Origin of the sequence: Aquabacterium sp. (genome assembly GCF_044226965.1) — a bacterium.
Lineage (GTDB): Bacteria > Pseudomonadota > Gammaproteobacteria > Burkholderiales > Burkholderiaceae_C > Pseudaquabacterium.
This window is the reverse complement of the sequence record NZ_JBGAGA010000024.1, coordinates 1-25,309: the sequence shown is the minus strand read 5'-3', so window position 1 is coordinate 25,309 and position 25,309 is coordinate 1. Positions and strand designations below refer to the sequence as shown.

The window sequence follows — 25,309 nt, the reverse complement described above, 5'->3', positions numbered from 1 at the left end:
CCTTCGGGAAGGAACGACACATGTGCGGGATCACGGGCATCTTCGACACGCGCGGCAGCCGCGACATCGACGTAGCGGCCCTGCAGCGCATGAACGACTCGCAGCACCACCGCGGCCCGGACGAAGGCAGCGTGCATGTCGAGCCGGGCGTGGGCTTCGGTCACCGCCGCCTGTCGATCATCGACGTGGCCACCGGCCAGCAACCGCTGTTCAACGAGGATGGCTCGGTGGCCATCGTCTACAACGGCGAGGTCTACAACTACCAGCCGCTGATGGCCGAGCTGCAGGCGCTGGGCCATGTGTTCCACACCAAGAGCGACACCGAAGTCATCGTCCACGCCTGGGAGCAGTGGGGCGAGGACTGCGTCAAGCGCCTGCGCGGCATGTTCGCGTTCGCGATCTGGGACCGCAACCGGCAGACCCTGTTCCTGGCGCGCGACCGCCTCGGCGTCAAGCCGATGTTCTACGCGGTGCTGGACGACGGTACGCTGCTGTTCGGCAGCGAGCTGAAGTCGGTGATGGCCTACCACAGCGGCGGGCGGCAGCTCTCGCGCGACATCGACCCGCTGGCGCTGGAGGAGTACTTCGCGCTCGGCTACGTGGCCGAGCCGCGCACCATCTACCGCCAGGCGCGCAAGCTGCCGCCGGCACACACGCTGGCGGTGCGCCGCGGCGAGCCGGTGGGCGAGCCGCGCGAGTACTGGGACGTGCAGTTCACGCTGAACAACACCATCAGCGAACAGGACGCCTGCGAGGAATTGCGCCAGCGCCTGCGTGAATCGGTGCGGCTGCGCATGATCGCCGAGGTGCCGCTGGGCGCCTTCCTGTCCGGCGGGGTCGATTCCAGCGCGGTGGTGCAGGCGATGGCCGGACTGTCGCAGGGGCCGGTCAACACCTGCAGCATTGCCTTCGACGATCCGAAGTTCAACGAAAGCGAGTTCGCGCTGCAGGTGGCCGAGCGCTACCGCACCAACCACCGCGTCGAGACGGTGCGCAGCGACGACTTCGACCTGATCGACCGCCTGGCCCAGCTGTACGACGAGCCCTATGCCGACAGCTCGGCCATCCCCACCTACCGCGTGTGCGAGCTGGCACGCAAGCATGTCACGGTGGCCCTGTCGGGCGACGGCGGGGACGAGACCTTCGGGGGTTATCGGCGCTACCAGTTCCACCTGATGGAGGAACGCATGCGCGCGGCGCTGCCCGAAGGCTTCCGCCGCCCGGTCTTCGGCCTCCTCGGCCGCCTGTACCCCAAGGCCGACTGGGCGCCGCGCGTGTTCCGCGCCAAGACCACCTTCCAGGGCATGGCGCGCAATGCGGTCGAGGCCTACTTCCACAGCATGAGCTTCGTGCGCGAGCCGCTGCGCTCGCAGCTGTACAGCCCCTCGCTGAAGGCCCGGCTCGGCGGCTACAGCGCGCAGCAGGTGTTCGATCGCCATGCGCGCAAGGCCGGCACCGACGATCCGCTGGCGCTGATCCAGTACATCGACATGCACACCTACCTGGTGGGCGACATCAACACCAAGGTCGACCGCGCGAGCATGGCCCATTCGCTCGAGGTGCGCGAGCCGCTGATGGACCACGAGCTGGTCGAATGGGTCGCCACGCTGCCTTCGTCGCTGAAGCTGCGCGGCGACAACGGCAAGGCATTCTTCAAGAAGGCGATGGAGCCGCAGTTGCCGAACGACGTGCTGTACCGGCCCAAGATGGGCTTCTCGGTGCCGCTGGCGCGCTGGTTCCGCGGCCCCTTGCGCCAGCGCCTGCGCAGCGCGCTGCTGCAGGGGCCGATCCTCGATGGCGGCTGGCTCAATGCCGGCGCGGTGCGCCAGCTGGTCGAGCAGCACGAGTCGGGCCTGGCCGACCACAGCACGCCGCTGTGGACGCTGCTGATGTTCGACGCCTTCCTGCGCAACAGCGCCGGCGAAACCACCCTGGCGCAAGCCGCCTGAAGGCTTCAGTCTTGAAGATCCTGTACCACCACCGCACCGCCTCCAAGGACGGCCAGGCCGTCCACATCGAGGAGATGATCGAGGCGCTGCGCGCGCAGGGCCACGAGGTGCGCGTGGTGGCGCCCGAGATGCCGGCCGCCGACGGCGGCGCCCAGCTGGGCACCGATGTCGGCTGGGTGCAGCGCCTGCGCGCGCGCCTGCCCAAGGCGCTGTACGAACTGCTCGAACTCGGCTACTCGCTGGTCGCGTACCGCAAGCTTGCCCGCGCGGTGCGCGAGTTCCGGCCCGACGCGGTGTACGAGCGCTACAACCTCTACCTGCTGGCCGGGCTGATGATCAAGCGCCGCTTCGGGCTGCCGCTGCTGCTGGAGGTGAATGCGCCGCTGGTGGAGGAGCGCATGAAGTTCGGCGGGCTCGGGCTGCCCTGGCTCGGCCGCTGGGCCGAGGGGGTGGTCTGGCGTGGCGCCGACGTGGTGCTGCCGGTCACCGGCGTGCTCGGCAGCCATGTGCGCGCCCGCGGCGTGCCGGCCGAGCGCATCGTGGTCGTGCCCAATGGCATCAACGAGGCCCACTTCGCGCAGGCGCCCACGCCCGCGCAGGCCAAGGCTGCGCTGGGCTGGAGCGACGCGCTGATCCTCGGCTTCACCGGCTTCGTGCGCGACTGGCATGGCGTGGACCGCGTGCTGCACTGGCTGGCCGGTCCCGACGCGCCGCCGCAGGCGCGGCTGCTGGTGGTGGGCGACGGGCCGGCGCGTGCCGACCTGGAAGCGCTGTCGCGCCGGCTCGACATCCAGTCGCGCGTGCGCTTCACCGGGCTGGTGCCGCGCCACGACGTGCCGGCGCACGTGGCCGCCTTCGATATCGCGCTGCAGCCGGCGGTGGTGGCCTATGCCTCGCCGCTGAAGCTGTTCGAGTACCTCGCGCTGGGCAAGGCCGTGGTCGGCCCGCGCCAGCCCAACCTCGAAGAGGTGCTGACCGATGGCGACAACGCGCTGCTGTTCGACCCGCAGCGCCCTGGTGGCCTGGAGGCCGCACTCACGGCCTTGAGCCGCGACGATGCGCTGCGCGAGCGCATCGCCGCCGGCTCGGCGCGCACCATCGCCCGGCTCGGCCTCACCTGGCACGCCAATGCAGCCTGCGCCGTGCGCCTGGCCGCCGCGCTGAAGCGGGGCGAGCCGCCGCTGTCGGCGCTCAAGGGTGCGGCCCCGCAGCCATGAGCCGGCCGGTGCGCACGCTGCTGTTCTCGACGCTGTACCCCAGCGCCGAGCGGCCGACGCATGGCATCTTTGTCGAGACGCGGCTGAGCCAGCTGCTGCGCGCCGGCCAGGTCGAGACCCGCGTGGTGGCGCCGGTGCCCTGGTTCCCCTCGACCAGTGCGCGCTGGGGCAGCTATGCGCGCTTCGCTCGCACGCCACGCCGCGAACAGCGCGCCGGCGTCGAGGTCTACCACCCGCGCTACCTGCTGCCGCCCAAGGTGGGCATGTCCCTGGCGCCGTTCCTGCTGGCGCTGGGCGCGCGCGGCACCGTGCGCCGGCTGATCGCCGAAGGCTTCGATTTCGACGTGATCGATGCCCACTACTACTACCCCGACGGCGTGGCCGCCGCGCTGCTGGGCGCGCACTTCGGCAAGCCGGTCACGGTGACGGCGCGCGGCAGCGACATCAACCAGATCCCGCAGCACTGGTGGCCGCGGCGGCTGATCCGCTGGGCCGGTGCGCGCGCGGCGGCTTCCATCGGCGTGTCCGCGGCGCTGGTGCAGCGCATGCGCGGCCTGGGGCTCGATCCGGCGCGGCTGCAGGTGATGCCCAATGGCGTCGACATGGAACGCTTCTCGGCCCACGACCCGGCGGCGATGCGGCAGGCCCTGGGCATTGCCGCTGGTCCGGTGCTGCTGACCGTGGGCAACCTGCATGAGCACAAGGGCCAGTGGCTGGCGATCGAGGCGCTGGCGCGGCTGCGCCTGCGGCGGCCCGCGGCCCAGCTGCTCGTCATCGGCGCCGGGCCGGACGAGGCGCTGCTGCGCGAGCGTGCCCGCGCCTTGAAGGTCGAAGACGCGGTGCGCTGGGTCGGCACGGTGCCGAACGAGACGCTGGCGCGCTGGTACAGCGCGGCCGACGTGCTGATCCTCGGCTCCAGCCGTGAAGGCTGGCCCAACGTGCTGCTCGAGGCCATGGCCTGCGGCACGCCCGTGGTGGCCAGCGATGTCGGTGGCGTGCGCGAGATCGTGCAGGCGCCCGAGGCCGGGCGCGTGGTGGCCGAACGCACGCCGCAGGCCTTCGAGCAGGCCATCGAGTCCGTGCTCGCAGCGCCGCCGGCACGGGCGGACGTTCGGCGCTATGCCGCCGGCTTCGGCTGGGACCGCACCAGTGCGGCGCAGCAGGCCTTGTTCGAACGGCTCGCCAGCCGGCACTGATCATGCGCGACATCGTCCTCGTCCTGGTGCTTATCTACCTGATGATCAAGGCGCTGCGCCACCTGGAATACGGCGCCTACCTGTGGACCTGGCTGTCGCTGATGAATCCGCACCGCATGACCTACGGGTTCGCGTTCTCGGTGCCCTGGGCCATGATCTCGGCGGCCATCTCGCTGATCACCTTGCCGCTGTCGAAGGAGCGCAAGCCGTTGCCGATCAACGGCGGGGTGGTGACGCTGATGCTGCTGTGGGCCTGGATGTCGGTGACCTCGATCTTCTCGATCAACCCGCCAGACCTGGTGCTGGAGCGCTGGATCTTCGTCTCGAAGATCATCCTGATGCTGCTGCTGATGATGATGATGCTGCGCGGCCGCGAGCAGATCGACCGGCTGGTGTGGGTGGTGGTGCTGTCGGTGGGATTCTTCGCGGTGAAGGGCGGCATCTTCACCATCGCCACCGGCGGCAGCAGCAAGGTCTGGGGCCCGCCCGGCAGCATGCTCGAGGAGAACAACGCGCTGGCGGTCGCGACCATCATGCTGCTGCCGCTGGTGTACTACCTGCGCGAGACGGCCGCGCGCAGGTGGGTGCGGCTGCTGCTGGGCACCTGCATGGTGCTGATGATCGCGTCGGCGCTGGGCTCGCAGTCGCGCGGCGCGCTGATCGCGCTGCTGGCGATGGCACTGTTCCTCGGCGCCAAGAGCAAGCATCCGTTCCGGTTCACCCTCGGCCTGGTGCTGGTGCTGGCAGTGGCCATCGCCTTCATGCCCGACTCCTGGACCGCGCGCATGGAAACCATCCGCGACCACCAGGAGGAAGGCTCGGCGATGTCGCGCATCTACACCTGGCGCACGCTGTTGAACGTGGCGATGGACCGCCCGCTGGTGGGGGCCGGCTTCCGTGCCGACAACCTCGAGGTGTTTGCGCGCTATGCACCGCAGGATCCGCAGTTCGCCGGTTTCGCGGGGCTGGCGTGGGTCGCCCACAGCATCTACATGCAGGCGCTGGGCGAGCATGGCTTCGTCGGGCTGGCGCTGTTCGTGTCGATCTGGATCTGGCTGTGGTTCGCCGCGTCGCGCATGGCGCGCGAAGCGGCGGAAGTGCCCGAGCTGAAGGACTGGATGCCGCTGCTGCTGCGCATGTGCCAGGTGTCGACCATCGGTTACTGCGTCGGGGGCGCGTTCCTGTCGCTGATGAACGTGGACCTGCCGTACTACCTGCTGATCTTCGTCACGCTGTGCCGTTGCCAGCTGCAGGATTCCAAGGCCAGGGCCGCGTCCCCGGCTCGTCGGGCCGCGGACGGGCGGGCGCTGGGCCTGTCCGGCGTGAAATGAAGCTGGTCGATGCGGTCCTGGCCGTCGGCGGGCGTTGGGCCGCCCAGGCCCTGTCGGTCGTCAGCGGGCCCAGCCTGTCGATCCTCACCTTCCACCGCGTGCTGGCCCGTCCCGACCCGATCTTCCCGGCCGAGGTCGATGCGGCGCGATTCGACCGCCTGATGGCGCTGGTGGCGCGCAGCTTCGAGGTGCTGCCCCTGCAACAGGCGGTGCGCCTGCTGCAGCAGGGTGCGTTGCCGCCGCGTGCGCTGGCGATCACCTTCGACGACGGCTACGCCGACAACCACGACATCGCCTTGCCCATCCTGCAGCGGCACGGCCTGCGGGCCTGCTTCTTCGTCGCGACAGGCTTCCTGGATGGCGGCCGCATGTTCAACGACACGGTGATCGAGTGCATCCGCCGCAGCCCCTTGCCCGAGGTCGACCTCGGTGTGCTCGGGCTCGGCCGGCTCCCGCTCGGCAGCCCGGCGCAACGCGCGGCGGCCATCGAGAAGGTGATCCCGGTCGTCAAGTTCCGCAGCACCGAGCAGCGCGCGCCCCTGTTGGCCCAACTGCAGCGGCAGTGCCAGCCGTCGAGCCTGCCCGACGACCTGATGATGTCGCGCCGGCAGCTGCAGGCGCTGGGCGCCGCGGGCATGGAGATCGGTGCGCACACCGTGCACCATCCGATCCTCTGCCAGTTGAGCGATGCGCAGGCCGAGGCCGAACTGCGGGACGGACGCGACGAACTGCGGCGCCTGACCGGCCAGCCCGTGACGCTGCTGGCCTACCCGAACGGCCTGCCCGATCGGGACTACGACCTGCGCCATGTCGCGATGGCACGGCGGCTCGGGTTCGAGGCCGCTGTGACCACCGCCTCGGGCGTTGCGCGCCCCGGGCAGGACCCGTTCCAGCTGCCGCGCTACACGCCGTGGAACCCGTCGCCGTGGTCCTGGCTGCCCTCGCTGGCGGCGAAGCGCCGGACGCGGAATTTCCGCACCGCGCTGCAGTCCGGCGGCGCCTGAGGCCGGCGCGCCTGGCCGCGGCTCACAAGGGTCGTGGCGGCCAGGTGTCCAGCAGCCGGCGCGTGCGCGACAGCGACATCAGGCGGCCGAACACCTGCGGCTGGCTGGCCAGTCCGCCGGGCTGGGTGAGGCCGGCGATGGCTTCGTCGAGCAGCACCGGCGCCAGCGTCTGTTCCCAGCCTGGCCACAGCAGCTGCGTGGCGCTGGCGGCCACCGGGCTGGCCGGCACGCGGCCCAGGCGCACCGCCACGCGGCTGGCGTAGTAGCGCATCCGGGTCGGCAGGCCGGCCAGCACGTCCATCACCCCCGGTCCGGCCGGCGCGCCTCGCGACACGACCACGCGGCCCAGGCCCGGGTGCAGCGCCTTCAGCAGCACGCGGCTGAGCATCTGGTGGTCACGCTCGCGCCAGCCCGGGCACAGCATGGCCTCGACCACGCGGCGGTTGACGAAGGGCGAGAAGCTGGCGCGGTAGCGGTTGGTCGAGCTGGCGATGCGGCCTTGCCAGAACTGCATGCGCATGCGCAGGTACAGGATGTCCAGGCGCGCGTAGACCGGCAGCTCGGGCCGGTCGTGCAGCGCGATGCGTTCGCGCATGTGCTGCTCCCATTGCGCGATAGGCAGCCCGGGCCGGCCCATCGCCGCGGGAATCAGGCTGCGGAAGCGCTGTGCGATCAGCGGCTCGACGATCAGTCCGCCTTCCGGGCCACCATTGCAGAACTCGGGGCGCAGCAGGTAGTTGCGGGCGATGTCGCCGATGGAGCCATGAATGCTGGGCTGGCGCAGCTGGTCGAAGCGTGTCTGCGCGTGGTAGATGCGCGCGTACTCGACGATGTCGTACTCGAGGTCGGTGGCCAGCGTCGCGGCATCGAGCCGGGCGGCCCAGTGGCCATCGTCGTCGGCCGGCGGCGCGATCACCGTGTGCTTCAGGCCGAGCTGCCGCGCCAGCTGCGACGACAGCACCACGTCCTCGTCCTGCGGCGTGCCCGACACGGTGGTTTCGAAGCGCTTGAGCTTGCGCAGCGCGAAGCCGAGGTTGGTGCGCGAGTCGTAGCCACCGGTCAGGTCGGCGATGAAGTGGCGCCCGGTGGCGTCCAGCGTCGCGAAGTCCTCGTCGAGCTCGGCGATGATCTGGTCACGGGCCTGCTGCAGCGACAGGCTGCCGAAGGGCAGCGCATGCAGCGGCCAGTACGCCTCGCCGGCCGGCCCGGCGCTGCCGGCGCCGAAGACCAGCACGCTCGCGGGCGGCAGGCTCTGCACGCCGGCGTACAGCGCGCGGTTGCCGTAGATCGAGCCACTGGCCAGGAATTCGGAAGCCGCGACCGGATCGACCGCGCAGCGGGCCAGGCGCGCCAGCATCAGCGATGCGTTGGACACCAGCAGCCAGCGGCCGCTGCGCACCCAGTACACCGCCGTGGAGGCGAGGGCGTCGGTGCGCACCTGCAGCGTGTGCGTGTCGGCGCGGTAGCTCACGCACACCGCCGAGTCCAGCAGGCGCGAGGCCTCGCGCGCGGCCTTCAGCTGCTCGGCCGGCTGGTGGCTGGCGGGCGCCGCGAGCAGCGCGGGGGGCGTCAGGTCGACGCGTGGACCGGTCCACAGCGTGAGCGCGCCCGGCCCCACGACGAGGTGCTGGTTGAAGTCTGCCGGCACCACCGCGTCGCTGCCGTAGCGGTAGACGCTGCAGGCGGGCAGCTGCGCGTGCAGCAGCTGCCCGGCGGGGCTGGCCTCGGTCCACTGCCGCAGGCGCTGCAGCAGCGGGTCGTCCGCGGGCCGTGCTGCCTGGGGTTCGGTATCGAACAGAACGATGAATCCGCGCATGGGGCTTCTCGGAGGCTGCAGGTCGGGGAAAGGGAAGCAGGCAGGGCGCCGTCGGCAGGCTCAGCGGTCGCAGCGCCAGTCGGGCGCATGCCGGCGCAGCCAGTGCTCCAGCATGATCAGGATCCAGGCCATCGTGCCGTAGTAGTGCGGGTACGCCGGCAGCAGCGAATCGAGCAACTGCCTGCCGAACTCCGGCCGCACCAGGCCCCGCGCCACCAGCGACGACAGCGCGTCTGCGGCCAGGCGCTTGAGCCCTTCGTGCTGCACCATCCACACGCCGAAGGGCAGGCCGAAGCCCTGCTTCTTCTTCGTGATCACGCCGTCGGGCAGGAAGCCGCGCAGCGCTTCCTTGAAGAACCAGCGCAGCGCCGGGCCGCGGACCTTGTAGTCGGGCGGCAGCCGCATCGAGAAGGCCAGCAGCGCGTCGTCGAGCATCGGGAAGCCGACCGAGACGCCGGCCATGGTCGCGGTGCCGACGACCTTGGGCAGGTCGCATTCGGCCAGCGTGAAGCGCCAGTCGAAGGCCAGGTGGCGGTCGATCTCGTCGGCGCTCTCGGCCTGCGCCCAGACCTGGCGCAGCTGCTCGTCGATGCTGGCGCTGCGCACCTGGGCCATGAAGTCGCGCGACAGCACGGTGTCGTAGCCGATGCGGCGCATCAGGTTGTAGTCCTGCGCGCGGTCGGGCAGCGGCGTGTTGGCCTGGCGGATGTAGCTGCTGCCCTTCTTGAGCCCCGGCGTGGCGGCCACCAGCGACAGGCCGAAGAAGGGCTCCAGCAGGCCGCGGCGGATCAAGCCGGGCACCCGCTGGTAGTGGCCGAACAGGCGCTGTGTCGCATAGCGCGAGTTGCCGCCGAAGAGCTCGTCGCCGCCGTCGCCGGCCAGCAGGCGGGTCACGCCGTCGGCGCGTGCCGTCTTCGTGCAGTGGAAGGCCGGCAAGGCCGACGAGTTGCCGAAGGGCTGGTCGTACCAGCCGGCCACCTCGGGGATGTCGCGTTGCAGATCCTCGGGCGTGTAGTAGATCTGCCGGTGCTCGCAGCCGAAGTGCCGGGCCGCGAGCTGCGCGTAGGCCATCTCGTCGTACCCTTCTGCCTCGAAGCCGATCGAGTAGCACACGGCCGGCTGTCCGGCCGCTTCGCCGATCATGCCGGCGACGGTGGAGCTGTCGGTGCCGCCGCTGAGGAAGCAGGCGGGCTTGCTGCCGTCGAGCTGGCGCTGCACGGCCTGGCGCAGCAGGCCGCGGAACTCGTCGCGCAGCGCGCCGAAGTCGGGCTTGTCCGTCGGCGAGAAGCGCGGCACCCAGAAGGGCTGCACCGACAGCCGGCCGTCGCGCCACAGGCCCACATGGCCGGGCGGCAGCCGCAGCACGTCGGCGAACACGGTCTGCGGCGAGGGCACGACGTGCAGGTAGAGGTAGTCGAACAGCGCCTGCGGCGCCAGATCGGCGCCTGCGCCCGCCAGAGCATCGGCGCGGGCAGCCCATTCGATGGCCACGCCTTTCGTGCGATAGCACAGCGTGCGCACCGCGAAGCGGTCCACCGCCAGGAAGGCACTGCCGTCGTCGAGCGTCAGCGCGACCGCGAAGTCGCCTTCGACCAGCGCGGGCGCGGCCTGCGGGCCGTGGCGGGCGATCAGCGCGCGCCAGCGCGCGGCGTCGTCGCCGAGCGCGGCGACTTCTGCGGGGAAGCGGGGCGAGCCGAGGCAGAGGGTCGGGGAGGTCGTCATCGTCGGGGTGGCGGCGGATGGCCTTGGCGAAGAGGGGCGGTGTCAGTCGGTGGTGGCCGGGCGGCGCAGCAGGCGCCGCAGCGCCGGCGCGGCCACGGTGTCGATCTCGGTCCACAGCGGGTGGCCGCTGGCGCGCAGCACCCACAGCCAGACCACGATGGTGCAGGCAGCGCCCAGCAGCATCTGGCGCAGGTAGTTGGCCTCGGTGCCGGGCCACAGGGCTTCCAGCAGCGCCATCGGCGCCAGCGCGGCGGCGCTGACCACCAGGCTTTCGCGGCAAGCCTGCCACAGCTGCCGCAGGCGCCACTGCGTGCCCACGTGCATGTGCCACTGGGCCAGCACCAGCCCGACCAGCTGCGAGGCCAGCAGGCCCCAGCAGGCGCCGGGCAGGCCGAAAGGAATCACCGCGGCCAGACCGATCAGCTGCACCGCCTGTTGCAGCGCCTGCAGGCGGCTGGCGAGCTTGACGCCGCCTTGCACCATCAGCGCCTCCTTGGACAACTGGTGCACCAGTTCGATCGCGCCGGCCACGCACAGCACGCGCGCCAGCGGCACCGCGGCGGTCCACTGGTCGCCATAGACGATACGGATGGCCGGGAAGGCCGCCAGCGCGAGGAAGCCGAGGAAGGTCCAGCCGATCACGGTGAAGATCGCCATGCCGCGCAGGTACGCCTGGTTCACGTTGCCTTCCTCGCGCACCGACTTCGCGAAGTAGGGCATGCACACGGGCATGATGGCCCGCAGCACCATCTGGCGGAACAGCTGCACCAGGCCGCCGGCGCGGCTGAAGATCGCGACGTCGGCCACGCCCTGTACGCGGCCGATCACCAGCTCGGGCGCGCTGCGGCCGAACTGGGCCAGCAGGTAGATGCCGCTGGCGAAGCCGCCGAACTGCAGCACTTCGCGAATGCCCTTGAAGCCCGGCAGGCGCGGAAAGTGCGCGGGGCGGAAGTACACCGAGATCAGCACCGTCGTGGCATTGGAGGCGAACGAGGCCCAGGCCAGGCTCATCGCGCCATGGCCGCGCAGCGCCAGCAGCACCGCCAGGGCGAGCGACACGCTGTCGGACAGCACGCCGGCCACGAACTGCGGCTTGAAGTTCATCTCGCGTCGGAACCAGGCCATGTTGATGGCGCCGAACGGGATCACGAAGAAGTTCATGGCCTGCACGCGCATCACGTCGGCGACCACGGCCGAGTGATAGAACTCGCCCACCCAGCCCGATCCGGCGAACAGCAGCAGCGCCATCGCCCAGGACATGAAGATGTTCACCGCGAAGGCCGCGCGGATCTGCTGCTCGCCGAGCTCGCGCGCCTGGATCAGGTACTCGGCGATGCCGAAGTCGCGGAAGTTGGTGGCCAGCGCCGCGAACGCGGTGGCCACGGCGAACACGCCCACCTCGGCCGGCGTGAGGATGCGCGACAGCGCCATCGTCGACAGCAGCTGCAGCGCGACGCCGATGTAGCTTTGCGCGGCAGACAGTGCGATCGAGCGCCGGAGTGCAGCCATGGCTTGGTGTCGTTGCGCGGGCGGCGCTCAGGCCCGCGCGAAGCGGCTGCGCAGAACGCAGCGCAGCCAGAAGGCGGCCCACTTGAGGCCGGGCGTGGCGCCCAGCGCCTGGCCGGCGTAGTAGCGCGCGCCGGTCCAGTCGCCGACACCGGCCAGCTCCTGCGCGATGCGCTTGAGCGCGTAGCCCTTGTGCTCGCGCGCGTGGCGGCGGATGGCCGGATGGCGGGCCCGCACCATCGCCCGGTCGAGCACGATGCTCTGCAGCAGCCGCTTCTCGACCATGCCCAGCGCGGTGGTCATGTTGTTGCTCTTGGTCGGGTCGGGCACGCGGTGGTAGGCCATCACCTGCGGGTGGTGCAGCATCAGCCCGGCCGCGTCGATCAGCTTCAGGTACAGGTCGCGGTCGCACTCCCAGCGGATGCCTTCGTCCATGCCGCCGACCTGCTCGAACAGCGCGCGCCGCACGGTCAGGCAGTTCAGGTGGCAGAAGCCGGTCGAGGCCATCAGGTCCTCGACGCTCACCTCGTAGCAGCCTGACGCGTCAGGTGAGCGGCCACGGGCCTGCAGCTCGGACGCCAGGGTGCCCAGCCACAGCGTGCCGACGTGCCGCTCGCCGGTGGCCCAGGCGTCCTGGTTGGCCATGTACAGGTCGACCGTGCGACCCTGCGCCGCGGCGGCGTCGATCGCGGCGGCCACGCGCGACAGGTGCTCCGGGTCGGTCCACTTGTCGTCGTCGTCGAGGAAGCAGACGTAGTCGCCGCGGGCCTGCGCGGTGCCGTAGTTCAGCGAGTAGCTCTGGCCGTGGCCCTTGGGGCGGCGCACCAGGCAGTGGGCATTGAAGCGCTCGCCCAGGCGCGCACGCGCGGCGTCCCAGACCGGCTGGTAGAGCGCCAGCTGCTCGGGGCTGGAACCGTCGCTGACGACGACGATCTCGAGCTTGTCGTAGCGCTGGCCCAGCACGGAGTCGAGCGCCTCCTGGAACAGTCCGGCGCGGTCGCGCGTGGCCAGCACGACGGAGATCAGCGGCTTGGGCATCAAGGCTCCTTGGACGTGACCGCAGCGCGCTGCATCCAGGCCAGCACGAGCTGGTTGACTTCGCGACGTGTCTGGAGGGCGGAGAAGGCCTGGTCCGCCTCCGGCAGTTCGTGGCGCTGCAAGCTGCGCGGGCTGCGCAGGGCCTGCTGCCAGTCCGGCCGGCTGGCGACGAGCTCGTCGAACTCCTTGCTCAGCAGGCTGCGGCCGCTCATCAGCATCATCACGTCGCCGCGGAAGCGGGCCAGGCCCCGGCACATGCGCTGCTCGAAGGGCAGGTGCAGGTCATCGGCCTCGCGCTGCGGCGCAGCGCCAGCCGGCCTGGGCGCCACGAGCCGGCGCACCCGGGCCAGCGCGGCCCGGACGAGCGTGACGACGGCCGGCCAGGGGTTGTATTGGCCGCGCAGCAGCTTGAGCCAGAAGTCCTTGTCCTGCAGGCGGCGGCCGTAGTGCTTGACGGTGACCGCGTCGCTGGTTTCGGTGGAGTGCACCCAGGGGTTGCCAAGCACCAGCCCGGTCACGCCCTCGAGGTGCCAGCCGTTGATCATCGCGGCCGAGGCGGCATCGCAGCCGCCGAACAGCGCCACTTCCTCGAGCTCGGGCACCTGGGCGCGGAAGGTCTCGACGGCGGCCTTCAGGTCGGCGCCCACGTGCTGGAAGCCGCGGAAGCTGCCCTCGCTGTCGCCCATGCCACGGTAGTCGAAGCGCATCACCGGGACACCGGCATCGGCCAGGTCGCGTGCCAGCTGCACCTGCATGCGGCAGACGCCGCCACGGTACTGCGGGCCGCCCGCCACCACGGTGAGCAGGCCGCGGCGCCGCGGCTGGTCGGGCCGGTGGACCATGCCCACCAGCTCCTGGCCCTCGCAAGGGAAGACGACGGGGATTTCTGTGACGGCCATCAGGCGTCTCCGGCTTCGCCCAGCAGCGCGAGGCTGGCCTGCAGCAGTGCCGAGGCATCGGCCGGCTCCTGCAGTTGCCAGATCATCGGGCAGGCGACGGTGGCGGTGTTGACGGTGGCGCCGGCCTGGCGCAGCTGGTCGACCAGCTTCTGGCTGGGCAGCGCCAGCCCCTGTTCGGCGTTGGAGACGATCTCCAGCCAGTCGATGCGGCGCGGCGCGAGCGCCGCGGTCCAGTCGGCCAGGCGGCGGGCCGACAGGCCCTCGGCCATCCGGCCCGTGAGCGGGTAGCCCGCGATCTCGATGTCCTCGCCCGCGGCCAGGCGTTGGCGGATGCCCTCGGTGGTCTCGCGCACGGTGTCGTGCACCAGCTGCGAGGCGATGCGCAGCCGCAGGTGCTGGTTGATGAACAGCTTGCCATCCAGCACCGGCTGCTGCAGCAGCAGGTGCTGCACCTGCTGCAGGCCCTGGGCCACCGCATCGGCGGCGAGCAGTGCACCGGTGCGGATGCCCCACAGCATCGGCACATGCCCGCTGTGCTGGGCGAGCCACTGCGCGGCGGCCTGGGCGTCGTCGCGCCACAGCGCCCAGTCGCCGTCCTCGATGCGGCCGGTGCTTTCGCCCGTGCCGTAGGCGTCCAGCAGCATCACGTGCCAGCCGCGTGCGGCCAGCGCGCGGGCCTGCCCGGCCACGCTGACGCGGCAGCGGTTCATTTCCTCGGCGAACGGCGGCAGGTACAGCGCCGAGGCGCGCACCGGACCGGTGGGCAGCATCTGCATCGTGAACAGGCGCCGCCCGTTGAGTTCGATGAACTGCGGACGGGCGATCGAGCGGCGAGGGTTGTCCATGGGCATCGGCGGGATCGTCGTCAGGGCCGGTGGGTGGCGGGCGGGGCCACCACGTGACGCTGGCTGAGCTGGATCAGCTGGGCACGCTGCTGGCGGTAGGTGGCGTCGGCCTCGGCCATCAGCGCCTCGGGCACCTCGATCTCGCCATAGTCATTGCTCTGCGCGCTGACCTTGCCGGACTTCAGCCGGTCCGAAGTGTCGCCAGCGCCGCCACGTCCGGTGTTGTTGAAGGTGGTGTACTCGGTCGGGATCGGCGTGGGCAGCCGCAGCCAGTCGGACAGCGCCTGCAGGGTCGGCGCGGTATCGCGCACCAGGCATTCCGCGTCGAGGTAGAAGTAGCGTTGCGGCAGTTGGGCGGCCATGCGGCCCAGCGTGTTGAGCCGGTCGATGTAGTAGCGCGCCGCACCCTCGGGTTGCGCCTCGGGCAGTTGCGGGCTGGTGCCGCGGTACAGCACGACCAGGCTCTTGATCGACTGCGCGGGCGAGCGCAGCATCATGATCGTGTGGCTGTCGGGCCGCTGCAGCAGGGGCAGCGCCACGGCATGGCCGTCGTGCAGCACCTTGTCGAACATGTAACGGGCCTCGGGCTTGGCGTCATGGGTCGCGAAGTGCCGCAGCTTCTGGCGCCAGAGGCTCTTCCAGCTGTAGTAGCCCATGTGCATCTCGTAGTAGCCCTCGATCTGCGGATGGCTGCCCAGCAGGTGGCCGAACAGGCTGGTGTTGGCCCGCATGTGGCTGAGCAGGAAGATGTTGCGGTGCTTCAGCACCAGGCGCGGGTTGTGCAGCAGGGCGTGCAGGAACGACATGGGGGCGGTAGCGGTTCAGGCCAGCGGCGGGGCTGGCGGCCGTTGCGGTGAGGCGGCGCCGCCGAACCAGCGGTCGACGGCCGCGAGCACCTGGCGGCTGACGCGCTCGTAGGTCTCGCGCGGCTGGCCGTAGGGGTCGGGCACCTCCGGCCCGCTGGCCACCGGCGCGCCGAGCAGGAAGGCCTTGCCGCGGGCCTGCGGAAACGCCGCGTGCAGCCGGTCCAGGTGGGCCAGCTCCATCACCAGGATCACATCGGCCTGGTCGACCATGGTGCGATCCAGCGTGCACGAGCGCCAGCCCGAGAGGTCGACCCCTGCGGCCGAGGCCACTTCGACCATCACCGGATCGGCCGGCCGGCCCGCGGTGGCATGGAAACCGGCCGAGGCGAAGCGCCAGCGCGCGCCGCCGCGGCGCGCTGCGGCGGCACAGGCCAGCGCGCTGCGGTTGATGTTGCCGTAGCAGACGAACAGCACTTCGCCGCCCTCTGCCAGGCGCCGTTGCGCACGACCGCCCGGCCGGGCCGCGTGTCGCGCGGTCGCCAGGCGCCAGCGCCGCACCAGTTGCTCGCGCACCCGGCCGGCCTGGTGGCGCAGCAGTCGCCACAGGTCCACCAGGCCCGGCCAGGGGTCGGTCCAGGACTGGATGTCGAAGCGATGGCGTGGCGACAACACCAGCAGCGAGTCGCGCAGCACCTGGCCGGCGCTGGGCAGCGTGGCGAGCCCTTCAGGCGCCGCCTTGCGCAGCACGTGCTCGAGCCAGTTCACGTCGCGCGCCAGCTGGCGGCAGACGATGCCGTCGCGCGCGGCCGGCCAGTCGCCCATGCGCCCGGTGCTGAGCAGTTCGTGCAGCATCGCCGGGAAGTCTGCCCCGGCCGCCAGCGCCAGCGGCAGCGAACCCCAGAAGCGGCCGTTGATCTCGATCAGCCGGAAGGCTTGGCGCGCGGCGTCGTACTTGAACTCGACCATCGCGACGCCATGCCAGCCGAGCGCCTTCATCAGCTGCTCGGCCGCCTCGCGCAGCGCCGGCACCACCGGCTCGCTGCAGCGCAGGCTGCTGCCGCCACCGGTGAGCGGCACCTCGTGCAGGCGCCGATGCTGGAAGGCGTAGCGCACCTTGCCGTGGTCGACGATGACCTCGATGCCCACGCCGTCACCGCGAAAGTACTCCTGCAGGATCACGCCGCCGAAGCGCAGCGCATGCTGCACCTGGGTGGCGAGTTCGGCCGGCTGGCGGGCATAGCTCACGGTCAAGGGCACGCGCTGGTGCGCGTCCTGCCCGACCGAGCGGGCCGGCTTGACGACGACGGGAAAGCCCAGCGCCGCGCCGGCCGTCGCGGCCTCGGCGAGATCCCTCACCGCGATCGAGCGCGGCACCGGGATGCCCAGGGTCTGCGCCAGGCGCACCGTGCGGTCCTTGTCCAGCACCTGCTCCAGCGCCGCCGTGGGTGCAATGGCGAGCTGCGACTCGGCGAATCGCTCGCGCTGCCGCATCAAGGGCACCAGGGTGCGTTCGGTGACCGGGATGACCAAGGTGTCCGGCGCGTCGCGCAGGCGCTCGGCCACCCAGTCGACGAAGGCCGGGGCGTCGGTCAGCGGATCGGGGTAGCGCAGGGACGCCTGCACGTGGCGCGACAGGCCCGCGAGCGGGCGGTCCTCGTCGCTGCCGACCAGCACCCGCAGCCCGCGCCGGCCCAGCGAGCGGGCGACGGCCAGCGCCGACCCCTGGTCGCCATCGAGCACCAGCACGGATCCTGCCCGCGGCGCGGTCGCGGTCATGACCGCGCTCCGCGGCCGCCACGGCTTGCCCGTGGCAGTGCACTGCGCTGGCGATGGGGATTCCTGCAGGGGACAACGGCGATGGGCACGGACTGAGGTTCGCAGGCGAAGCGGCAGCGGCGGATGCGAGGCTTGGGGACCTGGCCCGCCAAAGCCAACGATTGTTGTCCGGATTGGTGAAACGCCCGCGTCCGCGTGGTGGCAAAGGCGTGGCGTCCGGCACGGAAGGCAATCGCGCCAGCGAGGCCCCCCGCGATCGAGGGGCTGGCGCCCGCCGCGCTCAGCGCGAGGCGGCGCTGGCCGCGCTCGGCGCCGAGGCAGCCGCGCTGCCCGGTTCGGCCTCGTCGCGCCAGGCGCCCTGGGCGCGCAGCTGATCGATCAGGTCGGTGCGCGGATAGCCGAGCTCGCGCGCCTTGCGGGCCTGTGCCGCCGCTTCTTCCAGGCGTCCGAGCTTCAGGTACAGCAGCCCGGCGTTGTGGTAGGTCAGCGGGTTGTCGCCGCCGTTCTCCACCACGAAGGCCAGTTGCACCGCCGCCTCGTCGGGCGAACCCATCTTGATCAGGTAATCCGCATGCAGCATGCGCACGATCACGTCATCGGGGCGCCAGCGGATCGCGCGCTCGAAGTAGCAGTCGATCGAACGGTCCATCCGCGGCGGCCTGCGCGCATGGGTGCGCTCGGCCAGCTTGATCAGGGCTGCCAAGGCCCGGTGATGGTTCGGGAAGGCGTTCAACGTGTAGATCAGGTCGCCCTCGAAGTACGCGTTGCTCTCGCCGCGCAGCAGCATCTCGACCTGCGGCGTGAAGTGATGGTGTTCGACGATCGGCAGCTTGGTGCGGTCGGTACGGTAGTCGAAAGGTCCGTAGTTGTTGACCAGCGAGCCGCACGCGTCGTCGGCCAAGGCCGGCGTCGACGCGAGGGCCATGGCCATGGCCAACCCCATGGCCGCGAGCGCCGCCTGCGGCTGCCGCATGACGCGTCAGGCCGCGAGCTTCGCGTCGACGAAGCGCACCAGGCTGCCGACGGTCTCGAAGGTTTCGCCGCTGATGTCGTCGTCGGCAATGCTGACGCCCAGGCGCTCTTCGAGCGTGCCGATCAGCGTCACCACGGCCATGCTGTCCAGCTCGGGCAGCGCGCCCAGCAGGGCCGTCCCGGCGTCGAAGCGCTTTGCGCGACCGCCAAGGCTCAGCACGTCATCGAGGATATTGAGAACTTCGGTATGGGTGTTCACGCGAATACATTGTCCGCTGCCCGGAGGCGACGCGCGAAATTATAGGAAGCGGTCCTCTGGCGGCCGGGCCGAGGGTCTGGCCGGTCGTGGTGTTGTTAACGCTGCCCGGATCCGCGTGGGTCCCGGTCCATGGTCGGGTCGCCTGCGCGGGCGGGCCCTGGCCTACAGTCGGTGCCATTGATCGATGCACCCCGCATCGGGGCGCCCTTGCATGAACCCACATCCCATCGAAGCCGTGCTGCTGCACGAGCTGATTGATCGCGCCGCCACGCGCGCGCCCGGCGCCACGGCCTTGACTCACGGCGGCGAAGGCAGGACCTACGAGCAGCTGGCGGCCCAGGTGGCCGCCTGTGCAGCGGGCCTGGTGCAGGCGGGCCTGACGCGCACGGGCCGCGTCGGCATCTGGCTGGAGAAACGGTTCGAAACCGTCGTCGCCAGCTTCGCCGCCGCCGCGGCGGGGGGCGCGATGGTGCCGATGAATCCGCTGCTCAAGCCCGAACAGGTGGGCTACATCGCGCGCGACTGCGACGTGCAGGTGCTGATCACCTCGCCGGAGCGATTCCTGCTGCTCGGTCCGCTGCTGGGCGAGCTGCCGGCACTGCGCCGGGTGGTGCTGACCGGCGCGCCGGCACAGGCTGCGACCTTGCCGGCCGGTGTGGCGGTGCAGACCTGGGGTGAGTTGCTGGACGCGCCGCCCGCGCCCGGCCACCGGGTGATCGACACCGACCTCTGCGCCATCCTGTACACCAGCGGTTCCACCGGCAAGCCCAAGGGCGTGGTGCTGAGCCACCGCAACATGGTGGCCGGCGCCAAGAGCGTCGCCAGCTACCTGGGCAACGGGCCGCAGGACACGCTGCTCGCGGCGTTGCCGCTGAGCTTCGATGCCGGCTTCAGCCAGCTGACGACCGCCTTCCATGCCGGCGCCCGCGTGGTGCTGCTGAACTACCTGCTGCCCGGCGACGTGCTGCGGGCCCTGGCGCGCGAGAAGGTCACCGGCCTGACGGCGGTGCCGCCGCTGTACATGCAGCTGCTGCAGCAGCAGCAATGGCCGGCCGGCATCGACGAACACCTGCGCTACTTCGCCAACACCGGCGGGCGCATGCCGCGCGAGACGCTGATGGCGCTGCGGGCCCGCGTGCCCCATGCCAGGCCGTTCCTGATGTACGGGCTGACCGAGGCCTTCCGCTCCACCTACCTGCCGCCGGAGGAGGTCGACCGCCGGCCCGATTCGATCGGCAAGGCGATCCCGAACGCGGAGATCCTGGTGCTGCGCGAGGACGGCACCGAGTGTGCCGCCGACGAGCCGGGCGAACTGGTGCACCGCGGCGCGCTGGTCGGCCTGGGCTACTGGAACGACGCGGCGAAGACCGCCGAGCGCTATCGCCTGATGCCGGTGGGGGTGGCCGGCCGCGAGGCGGGCCTGCAGCTGCCGGAATACGCGGTGTTCTCGGGCGACACGGTGCGCCGGGACGCGGAAGGCTTCCTGTACTTCATCGGCCGGCGCGACGAGATGATCAAGACCTCGGGCTACCGGGTGAGCCCCACCGAGGTCGAAGAGGTGCTGTATGCCACCGGCCTGATCGGCGAGTGCGCGGCCTTCGGGGTCGAGCATGCCGCGCTCGGGCAGGCGATCCAGGTCATCGTCACGCCGCCGGCCGGCGGCCAGGTGGTGGAGGTGCAGGCGCTGCTGGCACAGTGCAAGCAGCGCATGCCGGCGTACATGGTGCCGCACGGCGTCGAGGTCGTGCCCGGACCGCTGCCGCGCAACCCGAACGGCAAGATCGATCGCAAGGCGCTGTCGACCGGCTGGGGCGAGGCGCGGGCCACCGCCGCGGCGGCCGAGGCCTCGTAGCGCTCAGACCCGGTAGTAGTCGCGGTACCAGGCGACGAAGCGGCCGACGCCCACGTCGATGGGCGTGTCCGGCTGGAAGCCGGTCCAGTCGCGCAGCTTGGCGACGTCGGCATGCGTGGCGGGTACGTCGCCCGGCTGCAGCTCGCGCAGCTCGCGAATCGCGGTCTTGCCGGTGTGCCGCTCGATGGCGGCAATGAAGTCCAGCAGTTGCACCGGCTGGTGGTTGCCGATGTTGAACACCCGGTAGGGCGCCCAGCTGGTGGCAGGGTCGGCCGCCTGCCTGTCGTAGTCCGGGTCGGGCTGCGGCGGCCGGTCCAGCGTGTGCACGACGCCGGCGGCGATGTCGTCGATGTAGGTGAAGTCGCGCACCATGCGGCCGTGGTTGAACACCTGGATCGGTTCGCCGGCGAGGATGGCGCGGGTGAACAGGAACAGCGCCATGTCCGGCCGGCCCCAGGGTCCGTACACCGTGAAGAAGCGCAGGCCGGTGGTCGGCAGCCCGAACAGGTGGCTGTAGGTGTGGGCCATCAGCTCGTTGGCCTTCTTGGTGGCCGCGTACAGGCTGGCAGGATGGTCCACGCCGTGACTCTCCGAAAACGGCATCGCGACGTTGCCCCCATAGACACTGGAGCTCGAGGCATAGACCAGATGCCGCACGCCATGGTGGCGGCAGCCTTCCAGGATGTTGGTGAAGCCGACGATGTTGCTGTCGATGTAGGCATGCGGGTCGACCAGCGAATGCCGCACGCCGGCCTGAGCGGCCAGGTGCAGCACGCGATCGAAGCGCTGGCGTTCGAACAGCGCGGCCATGCCGGTCCGGTCCGCCACGTCCATCTGCACGAACGAGAAGCCCTCCCGGCCCTGCAGGCGCGCCAGTCGGTCCTGCTTGAGCCGCGGGTCGTAGTAGGCGTTGAGGTTGTCCAGCCCGAAGACCTGTTCGCCGCGATCGAGCAGCAGCTGCGCGACATGCGAGCCGATGAAGCCGGCGGCGCCGGTGAGGAGGATGGCCATGGGTCGATGCGTGGTCTTGGCGAGCGCCATTCTGGTCGACCTGCGGCGGCGCGGCGCCGCGGCATCCGTGTCAGGTGTCACTCTCCGGCCCGGCCGTGTGACCGCGCTGACATCGTCCGAAGGCAGAATCCGCGATCTTCCGTGGACAGCGAGACCGCGCGTGGAGGCGCGCTGCGATGAAGATCACCGTGGTCGGTGCCGGCTATGTGGGTTTGGTGACGGGCGCGTGCCTGTCCGAGATGGGCAACCACGTGATCTGCCTGGATGTGGATGCCCGCAAGATCGAGATGCTGCAGCGGGGCGAGATCCCCATCCACGAGCCCGGGCTGGACGCGATCGTGCGCCGCAATGCCGCGGCCGGAAGGCTGCAGTTCACGACGGACGTGGCCGCTGCGGTCGGCCACGGCACGATCCAGTTCATCGGTGTCGGCACGCCGCCGGACGAGGACGGTTCGGCAGACCTGAAGTACGTGCTGGCGGCTGCGCGGAACATCGGCCGCCACATGACCGACTACAAGGTGATTGTCGACAAGAGCACGGTGCCGGTCGGCACGGCCGACAAGGTGCGCGAGGTGATCCGCGAGACGCTGGCCGAGCGCGGTGTGGCGCTCGACTATGCGGTGGTGAGCAATCCCGAATTCCTGAAAGAGGGTGCTGCGGTCGATGACTTCATGCGGCCTGACCGCATCATCCTCGGCAGCGAGGACGAGCGCGCCACCTGGCTGATGCGCGCGGTGTACTCGCCTTTCATGCGCAACCACGATCGCCTGATCGTGATGGACGTGCGCAGTGCCGAATTCACGAAGTACGCGGCCAACGCGATGCTGGCCACCCGCATCAGCTTCATGAACGAACTCGCATTGCTGGCCGACCGCGTGGGCGCCGACATCGAGTGGGTGCGGCGGGGCATCGGCAGCGACCCGCGCATCGGTTCGCATTTCCTGTACGCCGGCACCGGCTATGGCGGCTCGTGCTTTCCGAAGGACGTGAAAGCCCTGATCCGCACGGGAGACGAGCAAGGCCTGCGGCTGGGTGTGCTGCATGCAGTGGAGGATGCGAACGATCGGCAGAAGCACGTGCTGGTCGAGCGCGTGGTCGCACGTTTCGGCGACAACCTCGCGGGGCGCACCTTTGCCGTCTGGGGCCTGGCCTTCAAGCCCAATACCGACGACATGCGGGAGGCGCCGAGCCGGGTCGTCATCGCCGAACTCTCCCGACGCGGCGCCGCGATCCAGGCCTACGATCCCGTGGCGGCCGACGAAGCGCGCCGTACCCTGGAAGGCACGCCGGGCCTGCGCTTTGCCGCCAACCAGACCGAAGCGTTGACCGGTGCCGATGCGTTGCTGATCGTCACCGAGTGGAAGGAATTCCGGAATCCGGACTTCCCGACCATCGCTGCCACCCTGCGACAACCGGTGGTATTCGATGGCCGCAACCTGTATGACCCCGAGCTGGTGCGCAGCTTCGGCATCGAGTACGTCGGCATCGGCCGCGGCAGCCGTGCCAGCGCTTCCAGCCCGCAGAAGGCCAGCTGATGAGCGACCTGAACGAGGCCGCGCCGAGCCAAGCGCCGCGCCATGTGCCCATGGACCAGTTCGAGGTCTGCAGCGGCGAGCTGCTGATCAATGGCCAGCCGATCACGCGCTTGGCGGCCCGGGTGGGCCAGACGCCGTTCTATGCCTACGACCGCAGCCTGCTGGATCGTCGCGTCGGCGAACTGCGGGCTGCCCTGCCGGCTGGCCTGCGCCTGCATTACGCGATGAAGGCCAACCCGATGCCGGCACTGGTGGGCCACATGGTCGGCCTGGTCGATGGCATCGACGTGGCCTCGGCCGGCGAGCTGAAGGTGGCGCTCGACGCCGGTGCCGACGTGGCCGAAGTGAGTTTCGCCGGGCCGGGCAAGCGTGACATCGAGCTGCAGCAGGCCGTCGCGGCCGGGGTGCTCGTCAACGTGGAGTCCTTCCGCGAGATCGACGTGCTGGCCGATGCCGCCCAGCGCCTGGGCCTGCCGGCCCGCGTGGCGGTACGCGTGAATCCCGATTTCGAGCTGAAGGGCTCGGGCATGCGCATGGGGGGCGGCCCCAAGCAGTTCGGCGTCGATGTCGAGGAGGTGCCGACCCTGCTCGCCCGCATCGGCGCCGCTGGCCTGGCCTTCGAAGGATTCCACCTGTTCGCCGGCTCGCAGAACCTGCGTGCCGAGTCGATCTGCGAGGCGCAGCAGAAGGCCTATGAACTGGCCCTGCGCCTGGCCGAGGCGGCACCTGCGCCGATCCGTGCGTTGAACCTGGGCGGCGGTTTCGGGATTCCGTATTTCCCGGGCGAGCAGCGGCTGACCCTGGCCCCGATCGGCGAGAACCTGGCGCGGTTGCAGCAGCGCGCGCAGCAGGATCTGCCCGGTGCCGCGCTGACGATCGAACTGGGCCGCTACCTGGTGGGCGAAGCCGGCCTGTATGTCTGCCGCATCGTCGACCGCAAGGTCTCGCGCGGCCAGGTCTTCCTCGTGTCCGACGGCGGGCTGCACCACCATCTCTCGGCCTCGGGCAACTTCGGCCAGGTGGTGCGCAAGAACTACCCGGTGGCCATCGGCAACCGCATGGGGGGCGAAGCCACTGAACGGGCTTCGGTGGTCGGCCCGCTGTGCACGCCGCTGGACCTGCTGGCCGACCGCATGGTGCTGCCGCAGGCCCAGGTCGGTGACCTGGTCGTGGTGTTCCAGTCGGGCGCCTATGGCGCCAGCGCCAGTCCGCAGGCCTTCCTGGGCCACCCGCATTGCGTGGAGGTGCTGGTCTGACCTTGCAGTCCCCCGTCCTCGGTGGGTGACAGCGGGGCATGCTGCCGGGATACTTCGGGGCGTGCAGTCGGGATACTTCGGAACCATGATCGGGCGGTATGTGTGCTGGGTGGCGGTGGCCTTGGCCGGGACCAGCGTTTGGGCAGGCGAACCCACGGCCACGGCCGAGCCGGCGTCGGCCGCCAGCTATGAGAGCGTGAGCACTGGCAATCGGGCCATCGACTTGCTGATCGATTCGCCGCCGCTCGCGGCGAGCGCCCCGGTCCCGGCGGCCAGCATGCCCGAGCGGGACAGGCGCGCCAAGGCCGCGTCCGGCAAGGCCTCCGGCGCCGGTGCCGACGACCCTGAAGCGGAGAATCTGCGTGACGCCCTGCTGCGGGATGCCGCAGCCCTTGCCATTGCCGAGCAAAAGCGTGTTCGCACAGCGGCAGAGCAAGCGATTGCGGAAGCCGAGCCGGAAACCCTGCAGGCGGTGGCAGATGGCCGGTCTGCCGCGGATGGGGCGCGCGGCCGAGACGAGGCGGCTGCGGGCGGCCTGCTGGCCCGCCTGACGTCGGTCATCGGCCTGTTGCGGGAATACCGCCGATGGCTCTTGGCTGTCGCGCTTGCCGCGGTCGGGCTGGCTGTTGCCATTTCCTTCTCGCGCGGAACGCACGGCCATGGCCGACGCCATCGCCTGGCCGGCCAGGTGCCGACCACCGACGACGCGCTGATCCCCGCCCGTCGCCCGCGCGGCAAGCGCTGAGCCGGGCGGCGAAGGCTGGAGTGGCTCCAGCAGGGCTGGACGGGATGCACTGATCGGGGCCCTGGTGGCGGCGCGGTGGCCCGCGCGGGGCCAGCCCGACCCTGCGCACGCCGGCAGCCCCGCTGACCGCGACAGCCTGGATCCTGCCCCTTCGGCGCGCTGATGGCCCGACGTCATCGTCGGATGCAGCCCTCGCGCTACCATCGATCGGAACGGCCTCGCGTTGTGGGCCGTGGCAGACAACCGAAGAACGAAGGGCCCCCCCGATGGTGAACGTGAAACTGCAAGTCAACGGCCGCGCCGTTGGCGCCGACGTCGAACCCGCCACCTTGCTAATCGACCTGCTGCGCGGCCCGCTCGGCCTGACCGGCACCCACCAGGGCTGCGACACCACGCAGTGCGGCGCCTGCACCGTGCACCTGGACGGCGAGGCCGTGAAAAGCTGCAGCGTGCTGGCGGTGCAGGCCAACGGCCGCTCGGTGACGACGGTCGAGGGGCTGGCGCGTGAGGGGCAATTGCATCCGGTGCAGCAGGCCTTCATCGCCTGCCATGGCCTGCAGTGCGGCTTCTGCAC

Annotated in this window: 21 protein-coding genes; 10 read left to right on the top strand and 11 right to left on the bottom strand. The window is 70.7% G+C overall.

The features are described from left to right. Positions 1 to 20 precede the first annotated feature (20 nt). Genes ACILR4_RS12930 through ACILR4_RS12910 form a run of 5 tightly spaced genes read left to right on the top strand, consistent with a single transcriptional unit; the run spans position 21 to position 6,697 of the window. Entirely contained in the window at positions 21 to 1,949 is a 1,929-nt protein-coding gene (locus ACILR4_RS12930; RefSeq protein ID WP_395701272.1) for an XrtA/PEP-CTERM system amidotransferase, read from the top strand. Between the two features lie 11 nt (positions 1,950 to 1,960). After that, complete coding sequence (locus tag ACILR4_RS12925) at positions 1,961 to 3,166, top strand: glycosyltransferase family 4 protein (RefSeq protein WP_395701271.1); 1,206 nt, start codon at positions 1,961 to 1,963, stop codon at positions 3,164 to 3,166. After that, positions 3,163 to 4,362 carry a glycosyltransferase family 4 protein gene (locus ACILR4_RS12920; protein WP_395701270.1) on the top strand — a complete coding sequence of 400 codons (1,200 nt, stop codon included), beginning with the start codon at positions 3,163 to 3,165 and terminating at the stop codon, positions 4,360 to 4,362. The genes ACILR4_RS12925 and ACILR4_RS12920 overlap by 4 nt, the downstream gene beginning before the upstream one ends. Before the next feature lie 2 nt (positions 4,363 to 4,364). Next, positions 4,365 to 5,693, top strand: coding sequence for a putative O-glycosylation ligase, exosortase A system-associated (locus ACILR4_RS12915; RefSeq protein WP_395701269.1), 1,329 nt, complete (start codon positions 4,365 to 4,367; stop codon positions 5,691 to 5,693). After that, the gene (locus ACILR4_RS12910) at positions 5,690 to 6,697 is read left to right on the top strand and encodes a polysaccharide deacetylase family protein (RefSeq protein WP_395701268.1); all 1,008 of its coding nucleotides are present in this window, start codon (positions 5,690 to 5,692) and stop codon (positions 6,695 to 6,697) included. Before ACILR4_RS12915 ends, ACILR4_RS12910 begins: the two co-directional genes overlap by 4 nt. 22 nt (positions 6,698 to 6,719) lie before the next feature. On the opposite strand, the gene ACILR4_RS12905 is transcribed toward ACILR4_RS12910, so the two are convergent. The 10 genes from ACILR4_RS12905 to ACILR4_RS12860 all read right to left on the bottom strand — a co-directional run bounded on the left by ACILR4_RS12905 (position 6,720) and on the right by ACILR4_RS12860 (position 18,336). Next, positions 6,720 to 8,513 carry a hypothetical protein gene (locus tag ACILR4_RS12905; protein ID WP_395701267.1) on the bottom strand — a complete coding sequence of 598 codons (1,794 nt, stop codon included), beginning with the start codon at positions 8,511 to 8,513 and terminating at the stop codon, positions 6,720 to 6,722. A 60-nt stretch (positions 8,514 to 8,573) separates the two neighbouring features. Then, the gene (locus ACILR4_RS12900; RefSeq protein WP_395701266.1) at positions 8,574 to 10,235 is read right to left on the bottom strand and encodes an asparagine synthetase B family protein; all 1,662 of its coding nucleotides are present in this window, start codon (positions 10,233 to 10,235) and stop codon (positions 8,574 to 8,576) included. A gap of 42 nt (positions 10,236 to 10,277) precedes the next feature. Next, positions 10,278 to 11,744 carry an oligosaccharide flippase family protein gene (locus ACILR4_RS12895; RefSeq protein WP_395701265.1) on the bottom strand — a complete coding sequence of 489 codons (1,467 nt, stop codon included), beginning with the start codon at positions 11,742 to 11,744 and terminating at the stop codon, positions 10,278 to 10,280. A gap of 27 nt (positions 11,745 to 11,771) precedes the next feature. Beyond that, positions 11,772 to 12,779, bottom strand: coding sequence for a glycosyltransferase family 2 protein (locus ACILR4_RS12890; protein WP_395701264.1), 1,008 nt, complete (start codon positions 12,777 to 12,779; stop codon positions 11,772 to 11,774). Further along, a complete protein-coding gene (locus ACILR4_RS12885; RefSeq protein ID WP_395701263.1) occupies positions 12,779 to 13,678 on the bottom strand; it encodes a hydrolase 1, exosortase A system-associated in 900 nt (299 codons plus the stop codon). The genes ACILR4_RS12890 and ACILR4_RS12885 overlap by 1 nt, the downstream gene beginning before the upstream one ends. Further along, complete coding sequence (locus ACILR4_RS12880) at positions 13,678 to 14,523, bottom strand: hydrolase 2, exosortase A system-associated (RefSeq protein WP_395701262.1); 846 nt, start codon at positions 14,521 to 14,523, stop codon at positions 13,678 to 13,680. The genes ACILR4_RS12885 and ACILR4_RS12880 overlap by 1 nt, the downstream gene beginning before the upstream one ends. 20 nt (positions 14,524 to 14,543) lie before the next feature. Next, the gene (locus ACILR4_RS12875; protein ID WP_395701261.1) at positions 14,544 to 15,329 is read right to left on the bottom strand and encodes a sulfotransferase family protein; all 786 of its coding nucleotides are present in this window, start codon (positions 15,327 to 15,329) and stop codon (positions 14,544 to 14,546) included. Positions 15,330 to 15,344: 15 nt separating this feature from the next. Next, a complete protein-coding gene (locus ACILR4_RS12870) occupies positions 15,345 to 17,105 on the bottom strand; it encodes an ATP-grasp domain-containing protein (protein WP_395701260.1) in 1,761 nt (586 codons plus the stop codon). Positions 17,106 to 17,385: 280 nt separating this feature from the next. Beyond that, positions 17,386 to 18,036, bottom strand: coding sequence for an ABC transporter permease (locus ACILR4_RS12865; protein WP_395701259.1), 651 nt, complete (start codon positions 18,034 to 18,036; stop codon positions 17,386 to 17,388). A 48-nt stretch (positions 18,037 to 18,084) separates the two neighbouring features. Then, positions 18,085 to 18,336, bottom strand: coding sequence for an acyl carrier protein (locus ACILR4_RS12860; RefSeq protein ID WP_395701258.1), 252 nt, complete (start codon positions 18,334 to 18,336; stop codon positions 18,085 to 18,087). 211 nt (positions 18,337 to 18,547) lie between these two features. Here ACILR4_RS12860 and ACILR4_RS12855 point away from each other — a divergent pair, with 211 nt between their 5' ends. Beyond that, positions 18,548 to 20,188, top strand: coding sequence for an acyl-CoA ligase (AMP-forming), exosortase A system-associated (locus ACILR4_RS12855; RefSeq protein ID WP_395701257.1), 1,641 nt, complete (start codon positions 18,548 to 18,550; stop codon positions 20,186 to 20,188). Positions 20,189 to 20,191: 3 nt separating this feature from the next. Here ACILR4_RS12855 and ACILR4_RS12850 read toward each other — a convergent pair whose 3' ends face one another. Beyond that, positions 20,192 to 21,199, bottom strand: a complete 1,008-nt coding sequence (locus tag ACILR4_RS12850) for an NAD-dependent epimerase (RefSeq protein WP_395701256.1) — start codon at positions 21,197 to 21,199, stop codon at positions 20,192 to 20,194. Between the two features lie 176 nt (positions 21,200 to 21,375). Here ACILR4_RS12850 and ACILR4_RS12845 point away from each other — a divergent pair, with 176 nt between their 5' ends. The 4 genes from ACILR4_RS12845 to ACILR4_RS12830 all read left to right on the top strand — a co-directional run. Then, positions 21,376 to 22,734, top strand: coding sequence for a UDP-glucose dehydrogenase family protein (locus ACILR4_RS12845; RefSeq protein ID WP_395701255.1), 1,359 nt, complete (start codon positions 21,376 to 21,378; stop codon positions 22,732 to 22,734). Further along, the gene (locus ACILR4_RS12840; protein WP_395701254.1) at positions 22,734 to 23,990 is read left to right on the top strand and encodes a pyridoxal-dependent decarboxylase, exosortase A system-associated; all 1,257 of its coding nucleotides are present in this window, start codon (positions 22,734 to 22,736) and stop codon (positions 23,988 to 23,990) included. The genes ACILR4_RS12845 and ACILR4_RS12840 overlap by 1 nt, the downstream gene beginning before the upstream one ends. Positions 23,991 to 24,186: 196 nt before the next feature. Beyond that, positions 24,187 to 24,735 (top strand): hypothetical protein, encoded by a 549-nt coding sequence (locus tag ACILR4_RS12835; protein ID WP_395701253.1) that lies wholly within the window; start codon positions 24,187 to 24,189, stop codon positions 24,733 to 24,735. Positions 24,736 to 25,001: 266 nt separating this feature from the next. After that, positions 25,002 to 25,309: (2Fe-2S)-binding protein (locus ACILR4_RS12830; RefSeq protein ID WP_395701252.1), on the top strand; the 308-nt coding region annotated here is incomplete at its 3' end.

What these genes read in the sequence shown, in the direction of transcription:
- ACILR4_RS12915 (WP_395701269.1), top strand. Translation starts at nt 4,365, where the DNA reads ATGCGCGACATCGTCCTCGTCCTGGTGCTTATCTACCTGATGATCAAG.
- ACILR4_RS12855 (WP_395701257.1), top strand. Translation starts at nt 18,548, where the DNA reads ATGAACCCACATCCCATCGAAGCCGTGCTGCTGCACGAGCTGATTGAT.
- ACILR4_RS12880 (WP_395701262.1), bottom strand. Translation starts at nt 14,523, where the DNA reads ATGGACAACCCTCGCCGCTCGATCGCCCGTCCGCAGTTCATCGAACTC.
- ACILR4_RS12865 (WP_395701259.1), bottom strand. Translation starts at nt 18,036, where the DNA reads ATGGCCATGGCCCTCGCGTCGACGCCGGCCTTGGCCGACGACGCGTGC.
- ACILR4_RS12920 (WP_395701270.1), top strand. Translation starts at nt 3,163, where the DNA reads ATGAGCCGGCCGGTGCGCACGCTGCTGTTCTCGACGCTGTACCCCAGC.
- ACILR4_RS12895 (WP_395701265.1), bottom strand. Translation starts at nt 11,744, where the DNA reads ATGGCTGCACTCCGGCGCTCGATCGCACTGTCTGCCGCGCAAAGCTAC.
- ACILR4_RS12870 (WP_395701260.1), bottom strand. Translation starts at nt 17,105, where the DNA reads ATGACCGCGACCGCGCCGCGGGCAGGATCCGTGCTGGTGCTCGATGGC.
- ACILR4_RS12840 (WP_395701254.1), top strand. Translation starts at nt 22,734, where the DNA reads ATGAGCGACCTGAACGAGGCCGCGCCGAGCCAAGCGCCGCGCCATGTG.
- ACILR4_RS12905 (WP_395701267.1), bottom strand. Translation starts at nt 8,513, where the DNA reads ATGCGCGGATTCATCGTTCTGTTCGATACCGAACCCCAGGCAGCACGG.
- ACILR4_RS12910 (WP_395701268.1), top strand. Translation starts at nt 5,690, where the DNA reads ATGAAGCTGGTCGATGCGGTCCTGGCCGTCGGCGGGCGTTGGGCCGCC.
- ACILR4_RS12930 (WP_395701272.1), top strand. Translation starts at nt 21, where the DNA reads ATGTGCGGGATCACGGGCATCTTCGACACGCGCGGCAGCCGCGACATC.
- ACILR4_RS12845 (WP_395701255.1), top strand. Translation starts at nt 21,376, where the DNA reads ATGAAGATCACCGTGGTCGGTGCCGGCTATGTGGGTTTGGTGACGGGC.
- ACILR4_RS12850 (WP_395701256.1), bottom strand. Translation starts at nt 21,199, where the DNA reads ATGGCCATCCTCCTCACCGGCGCCGCCGGCTTCATCGGCTCGCATGTC.
- ACILR4_RS12890 (WP_395701264.1), bottom strand. Translation starts at nt 12,779, where the DNA reads ATGCCCAAGCCGCTGATCTCCGTCGTGCTGGCCACGCGCGACCGCGCC.
- ACILR4_RS12875 (WP_395701261.1), bottom strand. Translation starts at nt 15,329, where the DNA reads ATGTCGTTCCTGCACGCCCTGCTGCACAACCCGCGCCTGGTGCTGAAG.
- ACILR4_RS12900 (WP_395701266.1), bottom strand. Translation starts at nt 10,235, where the DNA reads ATGACGACCTCCCCGACCCTCTGCCTCGGCTCGCCCCGCTTCCCCGCA.
- ACILR4_RS12885 (WP_395701263.1), bottom strand. Translation starts at nt 13,678, where the DNA reads ATGGCCGTCACAGAAATCCCCGTCGTCTTCCCTTGCGAGGGCCAGGAG.